The following is a 19,925-nucleotide window of genomic DNA, read 5'->3' as shown; positions in this document are numbered from 1 at the left end:
TTTTGCCATGCCAAAAAATGTGATTATTCCAGAAGGAACAGGTAAACCGCTTGCGCCATATGTCCCTGCAACCGAAGCCAACAATATTGTCTATGTCTCAGGCACATTGCCCCTCGATGCCAATAACGATGTGGTGCATGTTGGTGATGCCGCAGCACAAGCCCGTTATGTGTTGGAAACCATTCAAAAGGTGATTGTCACTGCGGGTGGTAGTATGGATGACGTGACCTTTAATTCGATTTTTATTAAAGACTGGGCGGACTACGCCGCGATTAATCAGGTCTATGCCGAATTTTTCCCGAACGACAAACCCGCACGTTATTGCATTCAATGTGGTTTGGTCAAAGCTGAAGCCTTGGTTGAAATTGCTTCAGTTGCACATCTTTAATCAACTTTTCAGGCAGTGATTTGACCCTGTTTAAAGGGGCAACCGCGATGTATGCAAGGAGCAAACCATGAGTATTTTACAACCGAGTTCACAAACGGCTGCTGCATTGAATAAAATGATGACACAAGCAGCAGAAAATCATGTTCTTAAAACAGCGACAGCGTTAAATACAACCCAACAACAGTTCCGTAATGCCATGAGTAATCTGGCGGCAGCCGTAAATATTGTCACCACCGATGGTGAAGCAGGTCGGGCAGGTTTTACTGCTTCAGCCGTGTGTAGTGTAACCGATAGCCCACCGACGCTATTGGTGTGCCTAAACCGCAATGCATCGGTGTATCCTGTATTCCAGTCAAACCAAGTGCTATGTGTGAATACATTGGCACAGCAGCATACACAACTGTCAAATGTGTTTGGTGGCAAAACTCCAATGCCAGAGCGCTTTGCCCAAGGACGATGGATATCTTTAAGTACAGGTTCACCTGTTTTAACTGACGCAGTGGTGGCATTTGACTGTAAAATTAGTCAAGTCGTGGCAATGGGCACACATGACATTTTGTTTTGTGAAGTGCAAGATTTACAACTCAATCATACAGGTGCGCAGGGGCTGATCTATTTTGATCGTGCCTATCATCATTTGACACGCCATCAATCATGACAACACCTTGATGAACAAGGGAGTATTACTATGAAAGAAAGTTGGTTTAATCAATGGCGACCTTATCAAGGGAATCTGGAGCAAACCCCTGTTGCAACTAATGAATACCTACCTGCAGGGCAAACCCTTGTGTTAGGTATTCAGCATGCTTTCGCTATGTTTGGTGCAACGGTACTTGCACCATTGTTGATGGGTTTTGATCCAAGTCTGACCATGCTGATTACAGGTATCGGCACAATTATTTTCTTTCTGATCACGGGTGGACGCGTCCCAAGTTATTTGGGTTCAAGTTTTGCGTTTATTGGTGCAGTGGCTGCGGTGACAGGTTATAACGGAGTCGGTGTGAATCCACACATTGCACTGGCACTCGGTGGAATTATTGCCTGCGGCATTGTCTATATGCTGGTTGGTTTACTGGTTATGAAAATCGGCACGGCATGGATTGAAAACTTGCTGCCACCTGTGGTGACGGGTTCAATCGTGATGATCATCGGGTTGAACCTCGCACCTGTGACCATTAAAGGGGTATCGGGCAATAGCTTTGATACATGGATGGCACTGGTGACAGTGTTGTGTATTGGCGGGATTGCGGTCTTTACCAAAGGTATGTTACGCCGTTTACTGTTACTGGTTGGCTTGTTGTTGTCATATGCGCTGTATTTTATCTTGGCGAATGTCTTGGGTTTGGGTAAGCCGATTGATTTTGCGCCGATTGCCAATGCTGCATGGTTTGGTCTGCCAACCTTTCATCACCCTGAATTTAGCTTAAATGCCATGCTGTTGATTGCACCTGTGGCGATTATTCTGATCGCTGAAAACTTGGGACATTTCAAAGCCGTCAGTGCCATGACTGGACAAAATATCTCGCCGTATATGGGACGTGCTTTTTTTGCCGATGGTTTGTGTACCACGTTGTCTGCATCGATTGGTGGTACAGGTATGACCACCTATGCAGAGAATATCGGGGTGATGGCAGCGACGCGTATTTATTCCACTTTGGTGTTTGTGATTGCGGGTGTTTTTGCAATGTTACTGGGCTTGTCACCAAAATTTGGTGCTGTGGTCAGTACCATTCCTGTGGCGATTTTGGGTGGTGCATCCATTGTGGTCTTTGGTCTAATTACCATTGCAGGTGCTCGGATCTGGATGAGCAATCAGGTTGATTTTGCTCAAAATGGCAACATGCTGGTGGCGGCAATCACCATCATTATGGGGACAGGCAACTATTCATTGCATATCGGGCAGTTTGATTTGGGCGGGATTGGCACGGCAACCTTTGCTGCAATTTTATTGAATCTGGTCTTAAACCGAAAAGCGGTGCAATCCAAATTGACTCAAGAACCTGCATTAAGCGAATCGCAGGTTGTATCTAAATAACAATAATCAGATATTAAATTTCTAGAGAAATTGGATACACGAAAATGTCAGTTGCATGTTTGAGGTCAGGGCTGAATTGGAAAGATGCTATTTTTCAATGGCTTAATTAAAGTAATGGTATTTGACCGAGTTTGCAATGAGCAGCAGAGCTGCGCAAGTTGGTTGCCCTTGCGTGGCTGTGCCACTCATCCCGAAAGCCTTGCGAAGCAGCACTTCTCAGGTCAAACCGAAGGTTGGTCCTAAGATACGCTGAAAACTGTAAGACTCCGTCATCTTGCCTAATTTATTTTCAATAGCCTTAGTAATAATTTTCAGTGAAATCAGGTTGAAGGCTTCTTTCATTATGTTCTGTCGTAAAAAAAGCCGATCATTGATCGGCTTTAATTTTTTGTGTGGCTTGATCTTAAAAGTTTAGATTTTTTCCAGCAACACGCCGCTTTCAACATGGTGGGTATATGGGAACTGATCAAACAAAGCAAAACGTTGAATACGGTGTGTCTGACTCAAAGTTTTCAAGTTGTCATGTAAAGTGTCTGGGTTACATGAAATATAAATGATGCGTTTAAACTGCTGTAAAAGTTGTAAGGTGGCATCGTCAATTCCTGCACGCGGCGGATCGACAAACACGGTATCAAACTGATATTCGCTTAAGTTGATTTGTGCTTCCTGTAAACGACGGAATTCACGCTCGCCATGAAAGGCTTGGGTAAACTCTTCAGCAGCTAAACGGGCAATCTGAATATTTTCAATCTGGTTTTTGGCAATATTCCACTCGGCAGCATGGACTGACGATTTTGCCAGTTCGGTTGCCAGTATACGCTCAAATTTTTGTGAAAGCGGTAGGGTAAAATTACCATTGCCACAGTACAACTCAAGCAAATGTCCCGATGCATCATTTGCTACATCGCATGCCCAGTGCAGCATTTTTTCGCAGACTTTGGCATTTGGCTGGGTAAAGCCACCTTCAATTTGCTTATAGAAATAGTTACGCCCATCGATTTCAAGCTGTTCAACCACGAAGTCATCGCTCAGTACCAGTTTTTGCCCACGGCTACGACCAATAATTTTAATATTGAGTTGTTGTTCAAGCGCTTTAGCCGCAGCAATCCACTGTTCATCGAGTTTGCGGTGATAGATCAGTGTCACCAGCATTTCACCGCTAAGCGTTGCCAAGAAGTCCACTTCAAATAAACGGTGATGGAGTTCAGACTGTGCTTTGAGTGCATTTAACAACACAGGCATTAAATCATTAATGCTTTGTGCTGCGATTGGGAAGTTGTCAACACGTACCACTTGTTTTTCTTTGTTGTCGGTGTTGCGTTCAAACATGGCATAAAACAAATCTGTGTCGGTATGCCAAATGCGAAATTCTGCGCGCATACGAAAATGCTGTTCGGGAGAATCGAACACTTCAAGATTTGGCGTTTGAAATTCGGCAAACTGGGTGCGGATACGCTCGACTTTGGCTTGCAGTTGTTGTTGATATGCAGAGGTCATGAACAAAAAAATACACGTTAAACGAAAACGGCATCTTAACAAACTCGGTTGCTTTAGCCTAGTTTTGTGCTGCAATTGTATGAAATAAAAAAACCTCTGTAACGAACAAAACAGTTACAGAGGTGCTAAGGGAGAGCCAGGAAATAAGGAATGAAAAGTTTAGTCAGTCATGGTCATAAGGCTGGCGTTACCGCCCGCGGCTGCGGTGTTAATGCTAATCGCACGTTCAATCACTAAACGTTCCAGTGGAATATCCGCACTGTTGTTCGCCATGTGGGTAATGCCCACAATTGCACCTGTGCGCGTTGCCATGACTTTTTGTAGCGCTTCAAGTTCTTGCTGCGAACCGTGATGCAGCACAGCATCGTAGTCAGCTTTGGCAATGTCATCAGTGAGTTTGATGGCATCCAAAATGGATTTTGGCAATGACTGTGCATATTTGGCAAAGAATGCATTGTCACGTTTTAGCAGTGCTTTTGAGTTCACTGCGAAAATGGCAAGCAGTTGATAAACTTGTTCTTGTTCAGTGGTTGCAAGTGACAACACACGTTCACGTGGCAAAATCACATACTGGTTGCTTTCACCTGTCGGGCCTTGCAATTCATAGATTTTATCGACCATAAAGCTTGGAACAGCATTTGTGTCGATGCCACTGATGTTTTTCGCAGCCCATGCTTTAAATGCTTGGTAGTTTTGCGTTGCCGTTGCATTTTGATCGACCAATGTGGTTTTTACCGCAAATGGTGTCGTCAAACCTGCTGATGCGTGATCTTGCATTAAGCGGTACAAATACAACGGGCCACCTGCTTTTGGCCCTGTACCTGACAAGCCTTCGCCACCAAACGGTTGCACACCAACTACTGCACCAACAATATTACGGTTAATGTACAGGTTACCGACATGTGCAGAATCAACGACTTTCTGAATGGTTTCATCAATACGGGTATGTAAGCCCATGGTCAAACCATATCCTTTGGCATTGATCTGTTGCATCAAGGCATCCAGTTCGCCGTATTTATAGGTTACTACGTGTAACACAGGGCCGAATACTTCACGTTCTAAGTCATTCAGGTTCGGTAACTCAATCAATGTTGGGGGTACAAAGGTACCTTGTCCAAGTTGAGCCTGAGTCGCAGTTTGATCAAACATCAATTGATGTACAGGGTAGCCTTTGCCTTGCATTTTGCTGATATGGCGTTGAATGTTTTGCTGTGCTTCAGCATCAATCACTGGGCCAATATCGGTTTTGAGCAAGTAAGGATTACCCACGCGAAGTTGCTGCATTGCACCTTTGAGCATGGTCAATACGGTTTTTGCATTGTCTTCTTGCACACACAAAATACGTAGTGCTGAACAACGTTGACCTGCGCTGTCAAATGCTGAGTTCACTGCATCGAACACCACTTGTTCAGTGAGTGCAGATGAATCCACGATCATGGCATTTTGACCGCCAGTTTCAGCAATCAAGGTCACAGGTTGACCCTGTTGGGTTAAACGCTGCGCTACTGTTTTTTGCAGGATTTTCGCAACTTCAGTTGAACCTGTGAACATAATGCCGCTGATACGCGCATCTTGGCTGAGTTTCGCCCCGATGGTTTCACCCTGACCTGGCATGAACTGGAGAACGGCTTGTGGAATACCTGCTTCATGCAGCATTTTCACGGCTTGGAAAGCAACCAATGGGGTTTGTTCAGCAGGTTTGGCAATCACGCAGTTTCCTGTGACTAAAGCCGCAGCAATTTGCCCTGTGAAAATTGCTAACGGGAAGTTCCACGGGCTAATACATAAGATGGTTCCCAGACTTTGTAAGGCTTTTTGATTTGGGAAATGCTGTGCTTGTTTTGTGTAATAACGTAAGAAATCAACTGCTTCACGAACTTCTGCAATCGCATTGGCATAGGTTTTACCGCTTTCACGGCACAGTAACACCAACAGTTCCAGCAAGCGTTCTTCCATCAGGTCGGCAGCACGTTCCAACGCTTGTGCACGTAACGCAATAGGGGTGTTTTGCCACGTACTATGCTGAGACTGTGCTTGTTGCAATGCCTGTTCAACTTGCTCAATGGTGGCTTCATTGACGTGACCGACCACATCGCGATGGTTGGCTGGGTTGATCACCGCTTGGTTATTGCCTCTGGTTTCAGCAAGTTGTCCTGCAACCAGTGCCTGACTGTGCCATTGATGCTGAGCGAATTGTTTGGCAACTGCATTTAATTCTTCTAGACAACTGTCATTGGCAAGGTCGAAGCCTTTGGAGTTAGTACGGTCTAGGCTGTACAAATTCTTTGGAAATGGAATAGATGGATGTTTTAAGCCAACGATTTTATCCTGTTTGGCATCTTGTTCGATTTCTTCAATTGGAGATTGAATCAGGTCATCAATTTTTAGATTTTGATCAGCAATACGGTTCACGAATGAGGTATTCGCACCATTTTCCAGTAAGCGACGCACCAAATACGCGAGCAGGGTTTCATGCGTACCCACAGGTGCATAAATACGACATGGCACACCGAGTTTTCCTTCAGCTTTTGAACCGACGACATTTTCATACAGTGGTTCGCCCATGCCGTGTAGACATTGGAATTCGTACTGACCTTCGTAGTATTTTTCTGGGTTAGCGAGATGATAAATTGTTGCGAGCGTTTGCGCATTGTGGCTGGCAAACTGTGGATAGATATAGTCAGGCTCAGCCAGTAATTTTTTCGCACAGGCAATATAAGACAAGTCGGTATGCACTTTACGGGTATAAACAGGGTAGTCGCTCATCCCGTCAATTTGTGCTTTCTTGATTTCGCTGTCCCAGTACGCACCTTTCACCAAACGAATCATCAGGCGTTTTTTGCTGCGTTTTGCCAAATCAATAATGTAATCCACTACGAAGAAGCAGCGTTTTTGATAGGCTTGAATGACAAAACCAATGCCTTTCCAGTCTGCCAAATCTGGCTCAAAGCATAAACGCTCAAGCAATTCTAGAGACAGTTCAAGACGGTCAGTTTCTTCGGCATCAATATTTAAACCGATATTGTACTGTTTGGCTAAGCGAGCCAATTCTAAAACGCGGCTATACAACTCGGTATGAACGCGGTCATGCTGTGAACGCTGGTAGCGTGGGTGAATCGCCGATAATTTAATTGAGATCCCTGCGCCTGTATAAACATCTTTATCAGTGGTTGCTTTACCAATGGCATGAATTGCAGAAACATAATCCTGCATATAACGGTCAGCATCACGCTCAGTAAATGCTGCTTCACCGAGCATGTCGTATGAATAGCGGAAGCCTTTAGCTTCTAAAGTTTTGGCATGATTCAACGCTGCTTCAATGGTTTCACCTGTCACAAACTGTTCGCCCATCATGCGCATGGCAACATCAACAGCTTTACGAATAATGCCGCGCCCACTGCGTGCCAAAATACCTGTTAAAACACCCGATAAACTCATGCCGCTTTGTGGCTGCATAATTTTGCCAGTCAGCATCAGACCCCATGCCGCTGCATTGACAAACATCAGGCTGCTTTGACCGACATGTTCTTTCCAGTTGCCCTGATTAATCTTGTCACGAATCAGCAAATCACGGGTTGCCGTATCTGGAATACGAAGCAGGGCTTCTGCCAGACACATCAGTGCCACGCCTTCGTGAGAAGATAATGAAAACTCTTGCAGTAAACCCTGCACAATCCCTGCCTTACCCGCAGAGGCTTTACGCTCACGTAAACCGCTGGATAAACGGAATGCCAGTTCATAGATTTTTTTGTCCAATTCACTTGGCAATTGGGCAAATTGTAAAAGTTGCTGAACCGCTTCAGGTTCAGGACGGCGCCATGCCTGATTAATCGTGTTTTCGAAGTTGTTTTTTTCATCGAAAACCGTGATATCAGTAACAGTGGTCGATTGAGTTGCAGTGACCTTTTCAGTTTCCATCATGGCGCGTGTCCTGTTGCTAAAAAAATTGAACCAGAGGTGGATTAAATCTATAATTGCAAAATAATTACCGAATAACTCACTATAATTCGGGTTATTTTTAGAGAATAATTTATATGACAGATGCTTTTTTTAGCCTTGACCGTACAGACCTCAAAATTCTGGATTTGTTGCAAAAAGATGGGCGAATTTCCAATATTAAATTGGCAGAAGCAGTCAACCTGTCGCCAACCGCAGTGATGGCACGTGTACAGAAACTCAATAAAGAAAATTTTATTTCGGGTTATTACGCACATCTCAACCCTGAGAAATTACATGCAGGCTTTTTGGTGTTTGTTGAAATTTTACTGGATAAAACTACCCCCCATGTGCTGGAAGATTTTATTGATGCGGTGCAGCAATATCCTGAAATTCTAGAATGTCATATGACCAGTGGCGGCTTTGATTTTGTCGTGAAAATTCGCAGTCAAAACATGGACGAATTTCGCCGTATAGCAGGGCAGGTACTCTGGCATTTGCCAGGTGTGAAGGAAACCCGTAGTTATCCTGTCATGCAGGTGGTGAAGGAAACCACACAAATTAAATTACAAAGCAAGAAATAAAAAGGCATGCTTGAGCATGCCTTTTTGATGGACTGAAACAAATCAATTAATGTTCGCGATGATAAATTTCATCAGCTTGTTCAAAGCGTTCAAGCATATCACGTGTCGGTGCTTTGCTGATTAAACTGACCACAATAATGGCGAGCGTTGCTAAAATGAAGCCTGGAACAATTTCATATAAGCCTGTTGAGGCAAATACGTTTTTCCAGAGAATCACTGTCACAGCGCCGACCACCATTCCCGCCACAGCACCACTTAATGTCATGCGTTTCCACAGCAACGACAAAATAATTAATGGGCCAAATGCAGCCCCGAAACCTGCCCAAGCGTAAGCAACTAAGCCTAAAACTTTACTGTCAGGGTTGCTTGCTAACACAATCGCAAAGACGGCGATGGCAAGCACCATTAAACGACCAACCCAAACCAGTTCTTTTTGTGAAGCATTTTTACGAATAAATGCTTTATAAAAGTCTTCGGTGAGTGTGGTTGAACAGACCAAAAGCTGGCAACTTAGCGTACTCATGACCGCAGATAAAATCCCCGCCATGACAATCCCAGCAACCCAAGGGTTAAACAGAATTTGGGTTAATTGCATAAATACCAGTTCAGAGTTGCTACTGACTTTGCCAGACAAATCAGGATGGGCTTGGAAAAATGCAATTCCAAAGAAGCCAGCACCGACTGCACCAGAAAGGCATAAAATCATCCATGACATGCCAATACGGCGCGCAGCGGGGATTGATTTCACTGAGTCCGCAGCCATGAAGCGGACTAAAATATGGGGTTGTCCAAAATAGCCTAAGCCCCATGCCATTGATGAAAGAATGGCAATTTTAGACAAATTGGAAAACATGTCGTAAGCATGTGGACGAGCAGTCTCAATGAGTTGGGAGAACTGTACTTGACCATCACCAATCGCCAGATAAGTAAATACAGGCGTCAAAAATAATGCAAACAGCATCATCGCTGCCTGGAACGTATCTGTCCAGCTAATTGCTAAGAAACCACCAATACATACGTAGCTAATCGTTGCAAGCGCACTCACCCAAAGCGCAGTGCTGTAGTCCATATGGAAAATCGTTTCAAATAAACGCGCACCAGCCACCATGCCTGAAGCACAGTAAATAGAGAAAAAGATCAAAATGGTGAGTGCAGAGACAATACGCAGTACACGTTTTGTATCATTGAAGCGGTTGGTAAAATAATCAGGCAAGGTCAGGGCATTATTTTGGATTTCAGTATGTACGCGTAAGCGACCTGCGACAAACTGCCAGTTGAGCCAAGCGCCAATGGTTAAACCAATCGCAATCCATGCTTCAGATAGACCTGCTGCATAAATTGCGCCAGGCAATCCCATGAGTAACCAGCCACTCATATCGGATGCACCTGCAGATAAGGCAGTCACAAAACTGCCTAAACTACGACCTCCGAGGATATAGTCGGAAAAGTCGCGTGTCGCACGGTAAGCATACAAGCCAATACAAACCATAGCGACAATATATAAAACAAAGGTAATAACGGTCGGATTCGTGTAGTTCATAGATCATCCTGTCTAAAAAACGGTTCGAGTGTTGTGAACCAACATGTGAATGAACTCTGTAATGACAAAATAATTACCAAATAATTCACTATAATCGGAGGCTTTTTAGAGGGAAATTTAAAAATAATGATGAAACAGTAGAGACTAAAGATTCATCAAAATGAATAAAAAGCGGTCAGATTTGCTATTGATATCGCGAGTTGGGGAGTGTTCTATGAGCAAGTGTATCGCCATAAAACATCAACTCTTCGGATTACGGTGTAATCAAGTTCAAAGCAAGATGCCGTAGTTTAGATGAATTTGACTTATTGGTACAAAGTGAAAAGCATAAAGTTCAAATATTTTATGACGAATTGAGTCTAAATTGATTAAATTTTGATAACTATCAGGTTGTTCCATGATCTTGCCTGATAGTTTATCTGATTAAAAAATAAGATCGTATAGTGATTAATTGGCTAAAAGTGACATTCCTGAGATAAAAAATACCAAGAAATAGCAGTTTGGCTAACGCGATATTGAACAATTTTGATTAAGCTTGATTTTGCACAGTTGAAGTGCATTATTTTGTTTAAGGGTTTAACATGGATCGCGTTCAAGCCAATCGATTAGAAAAAGATTTATTAGGAATCAAAGAAGTACCTAACCATTGTTACTATGGTATTCATACCATGCGCGCACTGGAAAATTTCAAGATTTCATCATTGAATATCGGGCAGCAGCCTTATTTTTTATGTGCGTTGGCACAAGTGAAAAAAGCCTCGGCTCAAGCCAATTTAGAAGTAGGAAAAATCAGCGAGCAAATCAGCCGTGCGATACAAGGCGCATGTGACCTGATCATTCAAAACCCTGAACACTGGCATAAAGAGTTCCCGCTGGATGTGTATCAGGGTGGGGCTGGCACTTCAATCAATATGAACATGAATGAAGTGATTGCCAATATTGCACTGGAAATGCTGGGGTATCGTAAAGGCCAATACGATATTTTGAATCCTAATGATCATGTCAACAAATCGCAGTCGACCAATGACGTTTATCCGACCGCGCTACGCTTGGCAACTTACAGCATGCTCGATCCACTTTTTGAGCAGATGCAGCACTTGATCGCTTCTCTGGAAAATAAAGCACTCGAGTTTAAAACGGTCTTGAAAATGGGGCGTACCCAATTACAAGATGCAGTGCCGATGACTTTGGGGCAAGAATTTCATGCATTTGCGACGTTATTAAAAGAAGATGTACGACTGATTAAGACCACGCGTGAGTTGTTGCTGGAAATTAATTTAGGTGCAACCGCGATTGGTACAGGGATTAATACCGCATCGGGGCATGCCAAACGGGTCACTCGATATTTGCAACAGGTGACTGGTTTAAAAGTCAAAACCAGTGAAGATTATGTCGAAGCGACCAGTGATTGTGGTGTCTTTATTTTGTTGTCGAGCACACTGAAACGCCTGGCGGTTAAGCTCAGCAAAATTTGCAATGATCTACGCTTACTGAGTTCTGGACCACGTGCTGGCTTTGCTGAAATTCAGCTTCCAGAAATGCAGGCTGGCTCATCGATTATGCCTGCCAAAATTAATCCTGTAATTCCTGAAGTGGTCAATCAGATTGCATTTAAAGTGATTGGGAATGATTTAACCATTACCTTTGCTGCAGAAGCAGGGCAGTTACAGCTCAATGCTATGGAGCCTGTGATTGCTTATTCTATTCAGGAATCAATTTCACTGTTAACCCAAGCAGTACGGACACTGGATGAAAAATGTATTCAGGGTATTCGAGCCAATGAACAAGTTTGTCGTGATTCGGTTATGCGCAGCGTCGGAATTGTGACCTTGCTTGATCCGATTTTGGGGCATGGTTTATGTGATGAAATTGGTAAACAATGCATTGCTGAAAACAAGACGATTCCCGAAGTGGTGCTTGAACGTGGCTTATTGACCCAAGAACAGTTAGATGAAATCTTTAAGTTTGAAAACTTAGTCTCGGAAATTGTGGTTGTACCTGATGAAGAGTTTATACAAGCCAGTTAAGTTGAATTGAAAAAATGTGAGCCATCTTCGGATGGCTTTTTCTATTTGGGATACTTAGGGGTGGTCTCAGTACTGCCAATTTTATTTGGCAGCTCATGCAAAGCACGCATGAATGCTGTTTTTGTGACCGAATATGATCAGGGCAAAGTGGTCGTTTTTATTTGCATTTTGATTATGTTGTAAGTTGTACTGTACTGTACTGTACTGTACGCCGTATTCGTGCACAGCAATTTTACGACCGTAGGGCTGTTGAATCACTTAAATCTCGGATGAAGAAGCAATCAGCTGCGTAAATAATTGCATCATGCCTCGAGTCGCGGTGTTATTGAGTAAAGTATATTGTGTTGGGACAGCAGCATGATTGGCTTTAGGGTCAATATAAAATGCCTGACAATGTTCTGGAATCTCATGAACCAGACCTGCCACAGGGTAAACCACTAAAGTTGAACCAATCACAATAAAAATATCGGCTTGCCTCACAATTTGCTGGGCAACGGTATATTCAGGCACGGTTTCACCGAACCACACCACATGCGGACGCAGTGGTGAACCATCCTCTGCAAAATCTCGGTCTAGGCAAAGTTCCCAGCCCTCTATTGTGGATAATATTTTTCAGGATATGCTGTTTGATTGGGCGCAGAACTTTTGGCAAATCGAATATTGCCATGTAAATGCGTCACCTTGAGGTTACCTGCTCGTTCATGCAAATCATCAATATTTTGAGTAATTACGCTGACATCAAAATAGTCTTGCAGGCGTGCAATCAGTTGATGCGCGGGGTTAGGCTGTGCCGCCAAAATCTGTTTGCGCCGTTCATTATAAAAGCGCTGTACCAGTTCAGGCTGTCGTGCCCATGCTTCAGGTGTGGCAACATCTTCAATCGCATGGTTTTCCCAAAGCCCGTTACTGTCGCGGAAAGTATGAATACCGCTTTCAGCACTCATGCCTGCGCCTGAAAACACCACCAGTTTTTGCATGTTATTTTCCTGAAGATGAATGATGTCGCTGTAAAAACTGCCCTAATGCCTGTACAAATTTTTTCGGTTCAGAAATCAGGGGCGTATGTCCTGAATTGGCAAATTCGACGCAGTGAGCTTGCTGCATATTTTCAGCAATCAGGCGCTGTCCTTCAATTGGGTATAGTTTGGACTGTACGCCCATAAAAAATGTGCTTGGACAGCTCAGTTGCCGTAAAGCATGCCGATAGTCGTGATCGTGCTGCAAATAGGTATTGGCATACCACGCCAAATAGTCAAGGCGTTGCATCGGTAAAACAATTTGCTGCAATACATGATGTCGCTGGGCAGCTTTAAAAAGCAGGGGAAACAGATCATTGCTGTTCTGAAATTCCAGTAACTCATGCCAGACATCAATCAGATGAAAGCGTTCATGGCTCGACAGTTCATGAATATAACGATGTGGCTGATAGGTTTGCAGTAACTGCGATAACTGTTGCAAATGCTGTTTAAATTGTTGTTGTTGTTCGGAAAATAGTCCGTATGACCATGTGGCATCAACGGCAATTTTAGGGCTTTGGTCAATATGTAAATAAGCTTGGATATGTTGCTGCAATCCACCGTATGCCATACCATGCATGGCAGTAGTTGCCCCCATCGAGTATGCAATCACGATAAATTTTTCAAGGCGCTTGTGCTGAATCACGTCACTTAAATCTTGCCAGTGACTGGAAATGGCATCTAGGCCTTGAGGAATTTCACAGTGTCGAGAATGCCCAAAGCCACGCCAGTCAGGAATAATAAACCGAAAGTTTTTACGCTGCGGATACAAAAAAGGTAGCCATTGCCAGCTTTTCATGCCCAAACCTGAAAGCACTAAAACGGGTTGTTGCCCCTGTCCAAACTCGCGTACAAATAGCGTTTGCTGGTCGCGCATGACATAAAACGGCATAGTTCACCTTAATCTTGTAATGTTTCTAAGACTGGAATAAGTTGTTGTAACCATTTAATCCATTCCAGCTCAAGTTGTATGCCCAATTCCAGAATCATTTTGTGAATATAGAGGGTACGTTGTAAAGGCTGCTCATCTGCAAAATCTTTCTGATAAATTATTTGGTAAGTTTGCAACGTATCTTGATGTAGCTGTAAATGACGTTGCAATTCTGGCAGCACCAAATTTCCCCCAAGCTGTGCTTCTGCACGCAGACGCACCATCAAATCTTCACGGAGCTGGGCAGGAGGGCTTTGCTTGCTTAACCATTCTGCCAGTTCCATTCGCCCAAGTTGCTCGACCTGATAAATCTTTTTTCTGGAAGGTTGCGCTTCATCTTCCAAGGTTGAAAGCCAGCCTTTGCTGAGCATGTGCCCCAGTTCCCGATAAATCTGTTGATGAGTAGCACTCCAGAAATAGCCCATAGAGCGATCAAAGCGTCGTGCCAACTCAAAACCTGTGCTTGGTTTTTCTAATAAACTGGTCAATAAAACATGGGCAAGTGACATAATCGTGACAAGATAAACAAAAAATGACTGAATAGATTATGCAACAAGTTGCATTGAAAAAGAAACTTGACTATAACTAAATGCAACAAATTGCATAATAACGCCAGCATGATGCTCGCAGGAGTTCGAAATGTCGACTTATCCTCATTTACTTGCCCCTTTGGATTTGGGTTTTACTACATTAAAAAACCGTGTATTGATGGGTTCAATGCACGTGGGATTAGAAGAAGCACCGCAAGGCTACGCCCGTATGGCTGCCTTTTATGCTGAGCGTGCCCGTGGTGGTGTGGGGCTGATTGTGACAGGTGGTATCGCTCCCAATGCTGCAGGCGTGACTTTTTTAGGTGGCTCAAAGCTCGACACGCACGAAGAAGCCGAGAAACATCGGCAAATTACCCAAGCGGTGCATGAAGCAGGCGGCAAAATTGCCATGCAGATTTTACATACGGGGCGTTATTCTTATCAGCCCAATATTGTCGCACCTTCACCCATACAAGCCCCGATCAATCCTGTAAAACCACATGCATTAAGTGTGGATGAAATTGAGCAGACCATTACAGACTTTGTACATTGTGCCGAGCTTGCGCAATATGCGGGTTATGATGGTGTGGAAATCATGGGTTCGGAAGGCTATCTCATCAACGAATTCATCGCAGCGCGCACCAATCACCGCGATGATGAATGGGGCGGCACTTATGAAAACCGTATTCGCCTTGCGATAGAGATTGTGCGCCGTACCCGTGAGGCGGTTGGCGAGCAGTTTATTATTATTTATCGGTTGTCGATGCTGGATCTGGTCGAAGGCGGTTCGAACCTCGCTGAAGTGATTGACCTTGCGAAAAAAATTGAGCAGGCAGGTGCAACTATTCTAAATACAGGCATTGGCTGGCATGAAGCACGAATTCCTACTATTGCCACCAAAGTGCCGCGTGCTGCATTTACTTGGGTAACGCAAAAGCTCAAAGGTCAGGTGAATATTCCACTGATTACATCCAACCGTATCAATACTCCTGAAATGGCAGAACATGTGTTGGCTTCTGGACATGCCGATATGGTGTCTATGGCGCGCCCGATGCTCGCTGACCCTGAGTTTGTATTGAAAGCCAGTGAAGGTCGTTCAGATGAAATCAATACCTGTATTGCCTGCAATCAGGCATGTCTAGACCAGATTTTTTCCATGAAAATAGCATCTTGTTTGGTCAATCCGCGTGCGTGCTATGAAACTGAACTGATTTTTAAAGAAGCTACTCAAAAAAAACGGATCGCCGTGATTGGCGCAGGGCCAGCGGGCTTAAGTTTTGCCATCTATGCAGCACAGCGTGGACACCAGATTGATCTTTTTGATGCCGAAGATAAAATTGGCGGGCAGTTTAATATTGCTAAAACCATTCCTGGCAAAGAAGAATTTTATGAAACACTGCGCTACTTTCAACGTCAAATTGAGTTATATGCCACACAGATTAATGTCAATCTGAGCCATCGGGTGAGCAGTGAAACACTGTTACAGTCAAATTATGATGAGGTTGTGGTGGCGACAGGTGTAACGCCAAGACAATTAGAAATTGACGGAATTGATCATCCGAAGGTGCTGAATTACTTGCAGGTATTAAAACAGCGGCAACCTGTAGGGCAGCGTGTAGCCATTATTGGGGCTGGCGGTATCGGTTTTGACACTGCAGAATTTCTAACCCAGTCAGGAACCAGCGCCAGTATTGTGCCAGAAAAATTTTATGATGAATGGGGGATTGACCCAGCCTATGAACATACAGGAGGGCTAAAAGCAGCCCGTCCCGAATCGGCTGCCCGAGAAGTATTTTTATTGCAGCGAAAAAACAGTGTGGTTGGTGCGCAGTTGGGTAAAACCACGGGTTGGATTCACCGTATGGGCTTAAAGCACCGTAATGTGCATATGTTGTCTGGGGTCAGCTATGAAAAAATTGATGATCAGGGTTTACATATTATTGTGAATGAACAGCATAAATTACTGGAAGTTGACCATGTCGTGATTTGTGCAGGGCAGGAATCCTATACTGCAATGTATGATGAATTGCTTGCACAAGGTCAATCTGTACATTTGATTGGCGGGGCAAAAGAAGCGGGTGAACTCGATGCTAAACGTGCGATTCGACAAGGGGCAGAATTAGCTGCCACAATTTAAATGGCCCTGTAATAAAAAAACCAGCATTCTTGCTGGTTTTTTTATGATTCAGATGAATTAGTTACTGAGAGCAGGTTTGGCTGCAGCAATTGCAGCGGCAACAGCATCATCTTCGCTCAAACGCGCTTTTTTGCTGGATTCTGGTTTTTTCTCAGTCACAACTTGGCTGTTGCTTGTGCTGTAGTTATTGCTTGAACCTGTCGTAGCGCCAGTTGTTGAACTGGTTGAGCTATTTGTTGCTGGCGCCGCTGTATCAGCATCTTTCACTTCACTGCGAATTTCTGTTGATGTATTTTCAGTTTCTTCACGCTGAATTTTCACAACTTTTTTGGCTGGCGGTGCAGGTGGTGCAACATCTGAAGCAGGCGTATTGCTGTTTTCATTAATTGAATGGAATTGCTCTGAAGCAGGATTATTCGCTTGCTCGGATTGAGCCTGCTGTTCATCAGGATGTGCTTCTTCTTTTTTAGACGAACATGCCGCAAGGAGTAAACCTACTGCGATTGCACCACAGATAATAAATTTCTTATTCATCACGTAACAAAATTGACTTAAATAAAGATACGACATTATAGCAATAAAAAATCGATTGCAAATGTACAGATATGTCACCATATTGCATCGAATTTGATGGTAAAATAGACAATTGTAATTTGTTATGTGAATACCTGTGGAATGACTTTGCTTTATAGGGCCAGAGTAAAGTAAAATTGCCCAGCATTGCATGCCGATTTAGGCTTGATTGTACGAGAAACCGAATGACCCATTTTATTTTCGTTACTGGTGGTGTTGTATCATCACTAGGTAAAGGTATTTCAGCTGCTTCAGTTGCTGCACTTTTAGAAGCTCGTGGTTTAAAAGTAACCATGGTTAAAATGGATCCATACATTAATGTCGATCCAGGGACAATGAGTCCTTTCCAACACGGTGAAGTCTTCGTAACTGAAGATGGGGCCGAAACAGACTTAGACTTGGGTTATTACGAACGTTTCTTACGTCGTGCGAAAATGACCAAACTCAATAACTTTACCAGTGGCCGAGTGTATCAAGACGTCCTTAACAAAGAACGTCGTGGTGATTATCTTGGTGGTACGGTACAGGTTATCCCACATATTACGGACAATATTAAAGAACGTGTACTTCGCGCAGGCGAAGGCTATGATGTAGCTATCGTTGAAATCGGTGGTACAGTTGGGGATATCGAGTCACTTCCATTTATGGAGTCTGTTCGCCAGTTGTTGGTTGAACTTGGACACAAACGCAGCATGCTTATGCATCTGACGTTATTGCCATACATCAAATCTGCGGCTGAATTAAAAACCAAGCCAACTCAGCATTCTGTAAAAGAATTGCTTTCAATTGGTATTCAGCCAGATATTTTGATCTGTCGTACCGAACATGATGTTGATGCAGACACCAAACGCAAAATTGCACTATTTACCAATGTGGAAGCACGTGCAGTTGTCGTTTGTAAAGACGCAAAAACCATTTATCAGATTCCGCGTAATTTCTATGAGCAAAATGTTGACGATTTGATCTGTGAACGTTTTGGTTACAACGATTTGCCAGAAGCAGATTTGACCGATTGGGATCAGGTGTGTGAAGCATTGTTTAACCCAGAGTACACTGTACGTGTCGCGATGGTGGGTAAATATGTTGAACTGCCAGATGCTTATAAGTCTGTCAATGAAGCATTGCTGCATGCAGGCATTCAAAACCGCGTGAAAGTGCAAATCGATTATGTTGATGCAGAAGCACTTGAATCGAAAGATGTTGCTGCTGAACTGAAAGATGCTGATGCAATTTTGGTTCCTGGTGGTTTTGGTGAACGTGGTACTGAAGGCAAAATGAAAGCGATTCAGTATGCTCGTGAAAACCAAATTCCATTCTTGGGAATTTGCTTGGGTATGCAGCTTGCTGTGATCGAATATGCACGTCACGTTGCAGGATTACCAGAAGCAACTTCAACCGAATTCAATCGCTCTACAAAATATCCATTGATTGGTTTAATTACCGAATGGTTAGATGAGCGCGGCGAACTGCAACAACGTAGTGTTGAGTCTGATTTGGGCGGCACAATGCGTTTAGGTGCGCAAAAATCTGAATTGGTTGCTGGAACCAAAACACGTGAAGTGTATGGTAAAGCCGAGATTACTGAGCGTCACCGTCACCGTTATGAAATGAATGACCGTTTCATTGCACCGCTTGAAGCGGCGGGAATGAAAATTTCTGGTTATTCAACAGCACAGCATTTGGTTGAAACGGTAGAGATTCCTGCTCATCCTTGGTTTATTGCGGTGCAGTTCCATCCAGAATTTACCAGCTCGCCACGTGATGGACACCCGTTATTTGCCAGCTTTATTGATGCCGCGAAAAAACAGTATCAAAAAAGCAAAAACTAAATTACTCCAGTTTTGGAAAGTTTAAATGTCACAATTAAAACCACAAGAGATTGTACGTTTAGGCGATATACAAATGGCAAATCATTTGCCATTTGTACTATTCGGCGGCATGAATGTACTAGAGTCTAAAGATCTTGCATTTGAGATTGCAGAAACGTATATCGATATTTGTAAGCGTTTAGACATTCCGTATGTCTTTAAAGCCAGTTTTGATAAAGCCAATCGTTCGAGTTTGTATTCGTTTCGTGGTCCTGGTTTGGAAAAAGGTCTGGAATGGCTGGCTGACATTAAGAAACAGTTTAATGTGCCAATCATTACCGATGTGCATGAGCCGTATCAGGCTGCACCTGCGGCTGAAGTTGCAGATATTATTCAGCTTCCTGCTTTTTTAAGCCGTCAAACTGACCTTGTTGAAGCAATGGCAAAAACCAATGCCATTATTAACATTAAAAAAGCACAGTTTTTAGCGCCACATGAAATGCGTCATATCTTGAATAAATGTCTGGAAGCGGGCAATGACAAATTGATTCTGTGTGAACGTGGTTCTGCATTTGGTTATAACAACCTTGTAGTTGACATGCTTGGCTTTGACACCATGAAGGCCATGAATGTTCCTGTGTTCTTTGATGTGACTCACGCATTACAGACACCAGGTGGGCGAGCAGACTCAGCAGGTGGTCGCCGTGCTCAAATTACCACACTTGCACGTGCAGGTATGGCAACAGGGCTAGCAGGTTTATTTTTAGAAGCTCATCCAAATCCAGATGAAGCAAAATGTGACGGCCCATGTGCGTTGCGTTTGTCCCAACTAGAACCGTTCTTGGCTCAGCTCAAGGAACTGGATACGTTGGTGAAAGGATTTGAAAAATTAGACACACACTAATGCCAAAAATAGCATTAGA

Annotated in this window: 14 protein-coding genes and 1 pseudogene; 8 read left to right on the top strand and 7 right to left on the bottom strand. The window is 43.6% G+C overall.

The features are described 5' to 3' along the window. Window positions 1-7: 7 nt before the first annotated feature. From rutC to P255_RS08245, 3 genes are all read left to right on the top strand, one after another. Window positions 8-388, top strand: a complete 381-nt coding sequence (gene rutC / locus P255_RS08255) for a pyrimidine utilization protein C (protein ID WP_004900459.1) — start codon at window positions 8-10, stop codon at window positions 386-388. A 67-nt stretch (window positions 389-455) separates the two neighbouring features. Then, window positions 456-1,046, top strand: coding sequence for an NADH-dependent FMN reductase RutF (gene rutF / locus P255_RS08250; RefSeq protein ID WP_004900462.1), 591 nt, complete (start codon window positions 456-458; stop codon window positions 1,044-1,046). 24 nt (window positions 1,047-1,070) lie between these two features. Beyond that, the gene (locus P255_RS08245; protein ID WP_155756904.1) at window positions 1,071-2,423 is read left to right on the top strand and encodes a solute carrier family 23 protein; all 1,353 of its coding nucleotides are present in this window, start codon (window positions 1,071-1,073) and stop codon (window positions 2,421-2,423) included. A 411-nt stretch (window positions 2,424-2,834) separates the two neighbouring features. Here the strand turns inward: P255_RS08245 and trmA are convergent, their stop codons facing one another. Both trmA and putA read right to left on the bottom strand, forming a co-directional pair. Then, complete coding sequence (trmA, locus tag P255_RS08240; protein WP_004900468.1) at window positions 2,835-3,920, bottom strand: tRNA (uridine(54)-C5)-methyltransferase TrmA; 1,086 nt, start codon at window positions 3,918-3,920, stop codon at window positions 2,835-2,837. A 159-nt stretch (window positions 3,921-4,079) separates the two neighbouring features. After that, the gene (gene putA, locus P255_RS08235) at window positions 4,080-7,838 is read right to left on the bottom strand and encodes a trifunctional transcriptional regulator/proline dehydrogenase/L-glutamate gamma-semialdehyde dehydrogenase (RefSeq protein ID WP_035365340.1); all 3,759 of its coding nucleotides are present in this window, start codon (window positions 7,836-7,838) and stop codon (window positions 4,080-4,082) included. A 116-nt stretch (window positions 7,839-7,954) separates the two neighbouring features. On the opposite strand from putA, the gene P255_RS08230 reads away from it, so the two are divergent. After that, complete coding sequence (locus tag P255_RS08230; RefSeq protein ID WP_004900472.1) at window positions 7,955-8,440, top strand: Lrp/AsnC ligand binding domain-containing protein; 486 nt, start codon at window positions 7,955-7,957, stop codon at window positions 8,438-8,440. 46 nt (window positions 8,441-8,486) lie between these two features. On the opposite strand, the gene putP is transcribed toward P255_RS08230, so the two are convergent. Beyond that, window positions 8,487-9,980: a sodium/proline symporter PutP gene (gene putP / locus P255_RS08225; RefSeq protein ID WP_004900476.1), complete on the bottom strand. Its 1,494-nt coding sequence runs from the start codon at window positions 9,978-9,980 to the stop codon at window positions 8,487-8,489. A 581-nt stretch (window positions 9,981-10,561) separates the two neighbouring features. Here putP and aspA point away from each other — a divergent pair. Further along, window positions 10,562-12,007, top strand: coding sequence for an aspartate ammonia-lyase (aspA, locus tag P255_RS08220; protein ID WP_004900481.1), 1,446 nt, complete (start codon window positions 10,562-10,564; stop codon window positions 12,005-12,007). 258 nt (window positions 12,008-12,265) lie between these two features. Here aspA and P255_RS08215 read toward each other — a convergent pair. The 3 genes and pseudogenes from P255_RS08215 to P255_RS08205 form a co-directional block, all read right to left on the bottom strand. Further along, window positions 12,266-12,984, bottom strand: a pseudogene (locus tag P255_RS08215) (SIR2 family NAD-dependent protein deacylase). Between the two features lies 1 nt (window position 12,985). Then, window positions 12,986-13,915, bottom strand: a complete 930-nt coding sequence (locus P255_RS08210; RefSeq protein ID WP_004900489.1) for an alpha/beta fold hydrolase — start codon at window positions 13,913-13,915, stop codon at window positions 12,986-12,988. 8 nt (window positions 13,916-13,923) lie between these two features. Continuing rightward, window positions 13,924-14,463, bottom strand: coding sequence for a PadR family transcriptional regulator (locus P255_RS08205; protein ID WP_004900492.1), 540 nt, complete (start codon window positions 14,461-14,463; stop codon window positions 13,924-13,926). A 130-nt stretch (window positions 14,464-14,593) separates the two neighbouring features. On the opposite strand from P255_RS08205, the gene P255_RS08200 reads away from it, so the two are divergent. Next, window positions 14,594-16,621, top strand: coding sequence for an NADPH-dependent 2,4-dienoyl-CoA reductase (locus P255_RS08200; protein ID WP_004900493.1), 2,028 nt, complete (start codon window positions 14,594-14,596; stop codon window positions 16,619-16,621). A gap of 57 nt (window positions 16,622-16,678) precedes the next feature. On the opposite strand, the gene P255_RS08195 is transcribed toward P255_RS08200, so the two are convergent. Next, complete coding sequence (locus tag P255_RS08195; RefSeq protein WP_004900499.1) at window positions 16,679-17,155, bottom strand: hypothetical protein; 477 nt, start codon at window positions 17,153-17,155, stop codon at window positions 16,679-16,681. Between the two features lie 224 nt (window positions 17,156-17,379). Here P255_RS08195 and P255_RS08190 point away from each other — a divergent pair, with 224 nt between their 5' ends. Continuing rightward, window positions 17,380-19,023, top strand: a complete 1,644-nt coding sequence (locus tag P255_RS08190) for a CTP synthase (protein ID WP_004900501.1) — start codon at window positions 17,380-17,382, stop codon at window positions 19,021-19,023. Window positions 19,024-19,048: 25 nt separating this feature from the next. Continuing rightward, a complete protein-coding gene (gene kdsA, locus P255_RS08185; RefSeq protein ID WP_004900504.1) occupies window positions 19,049-19,906 on the top strand; it encodes a 3-deoxy-8-phosphooctulonate synthase in 858 nt (285 codons plus the stop codon). Window positions 19,907-19,925: the final 19 nt, after the last annotated feature.

This window comes from Acinetobacter brisouii CIP 110357 (assembly GCF_000488275.1).
Taxonomy (GTDB): Bacteria; Pseudomonadota; Gammaproteobacteria; order Pseudomonadales; family Moraxellaceae; genus Acinetobacter; species Acinetobacter brisouii.
Note: the sequence above shows the minus strand (reverse complement) of the source record. Positions and strands in the feature narration are given on the sequence as shown.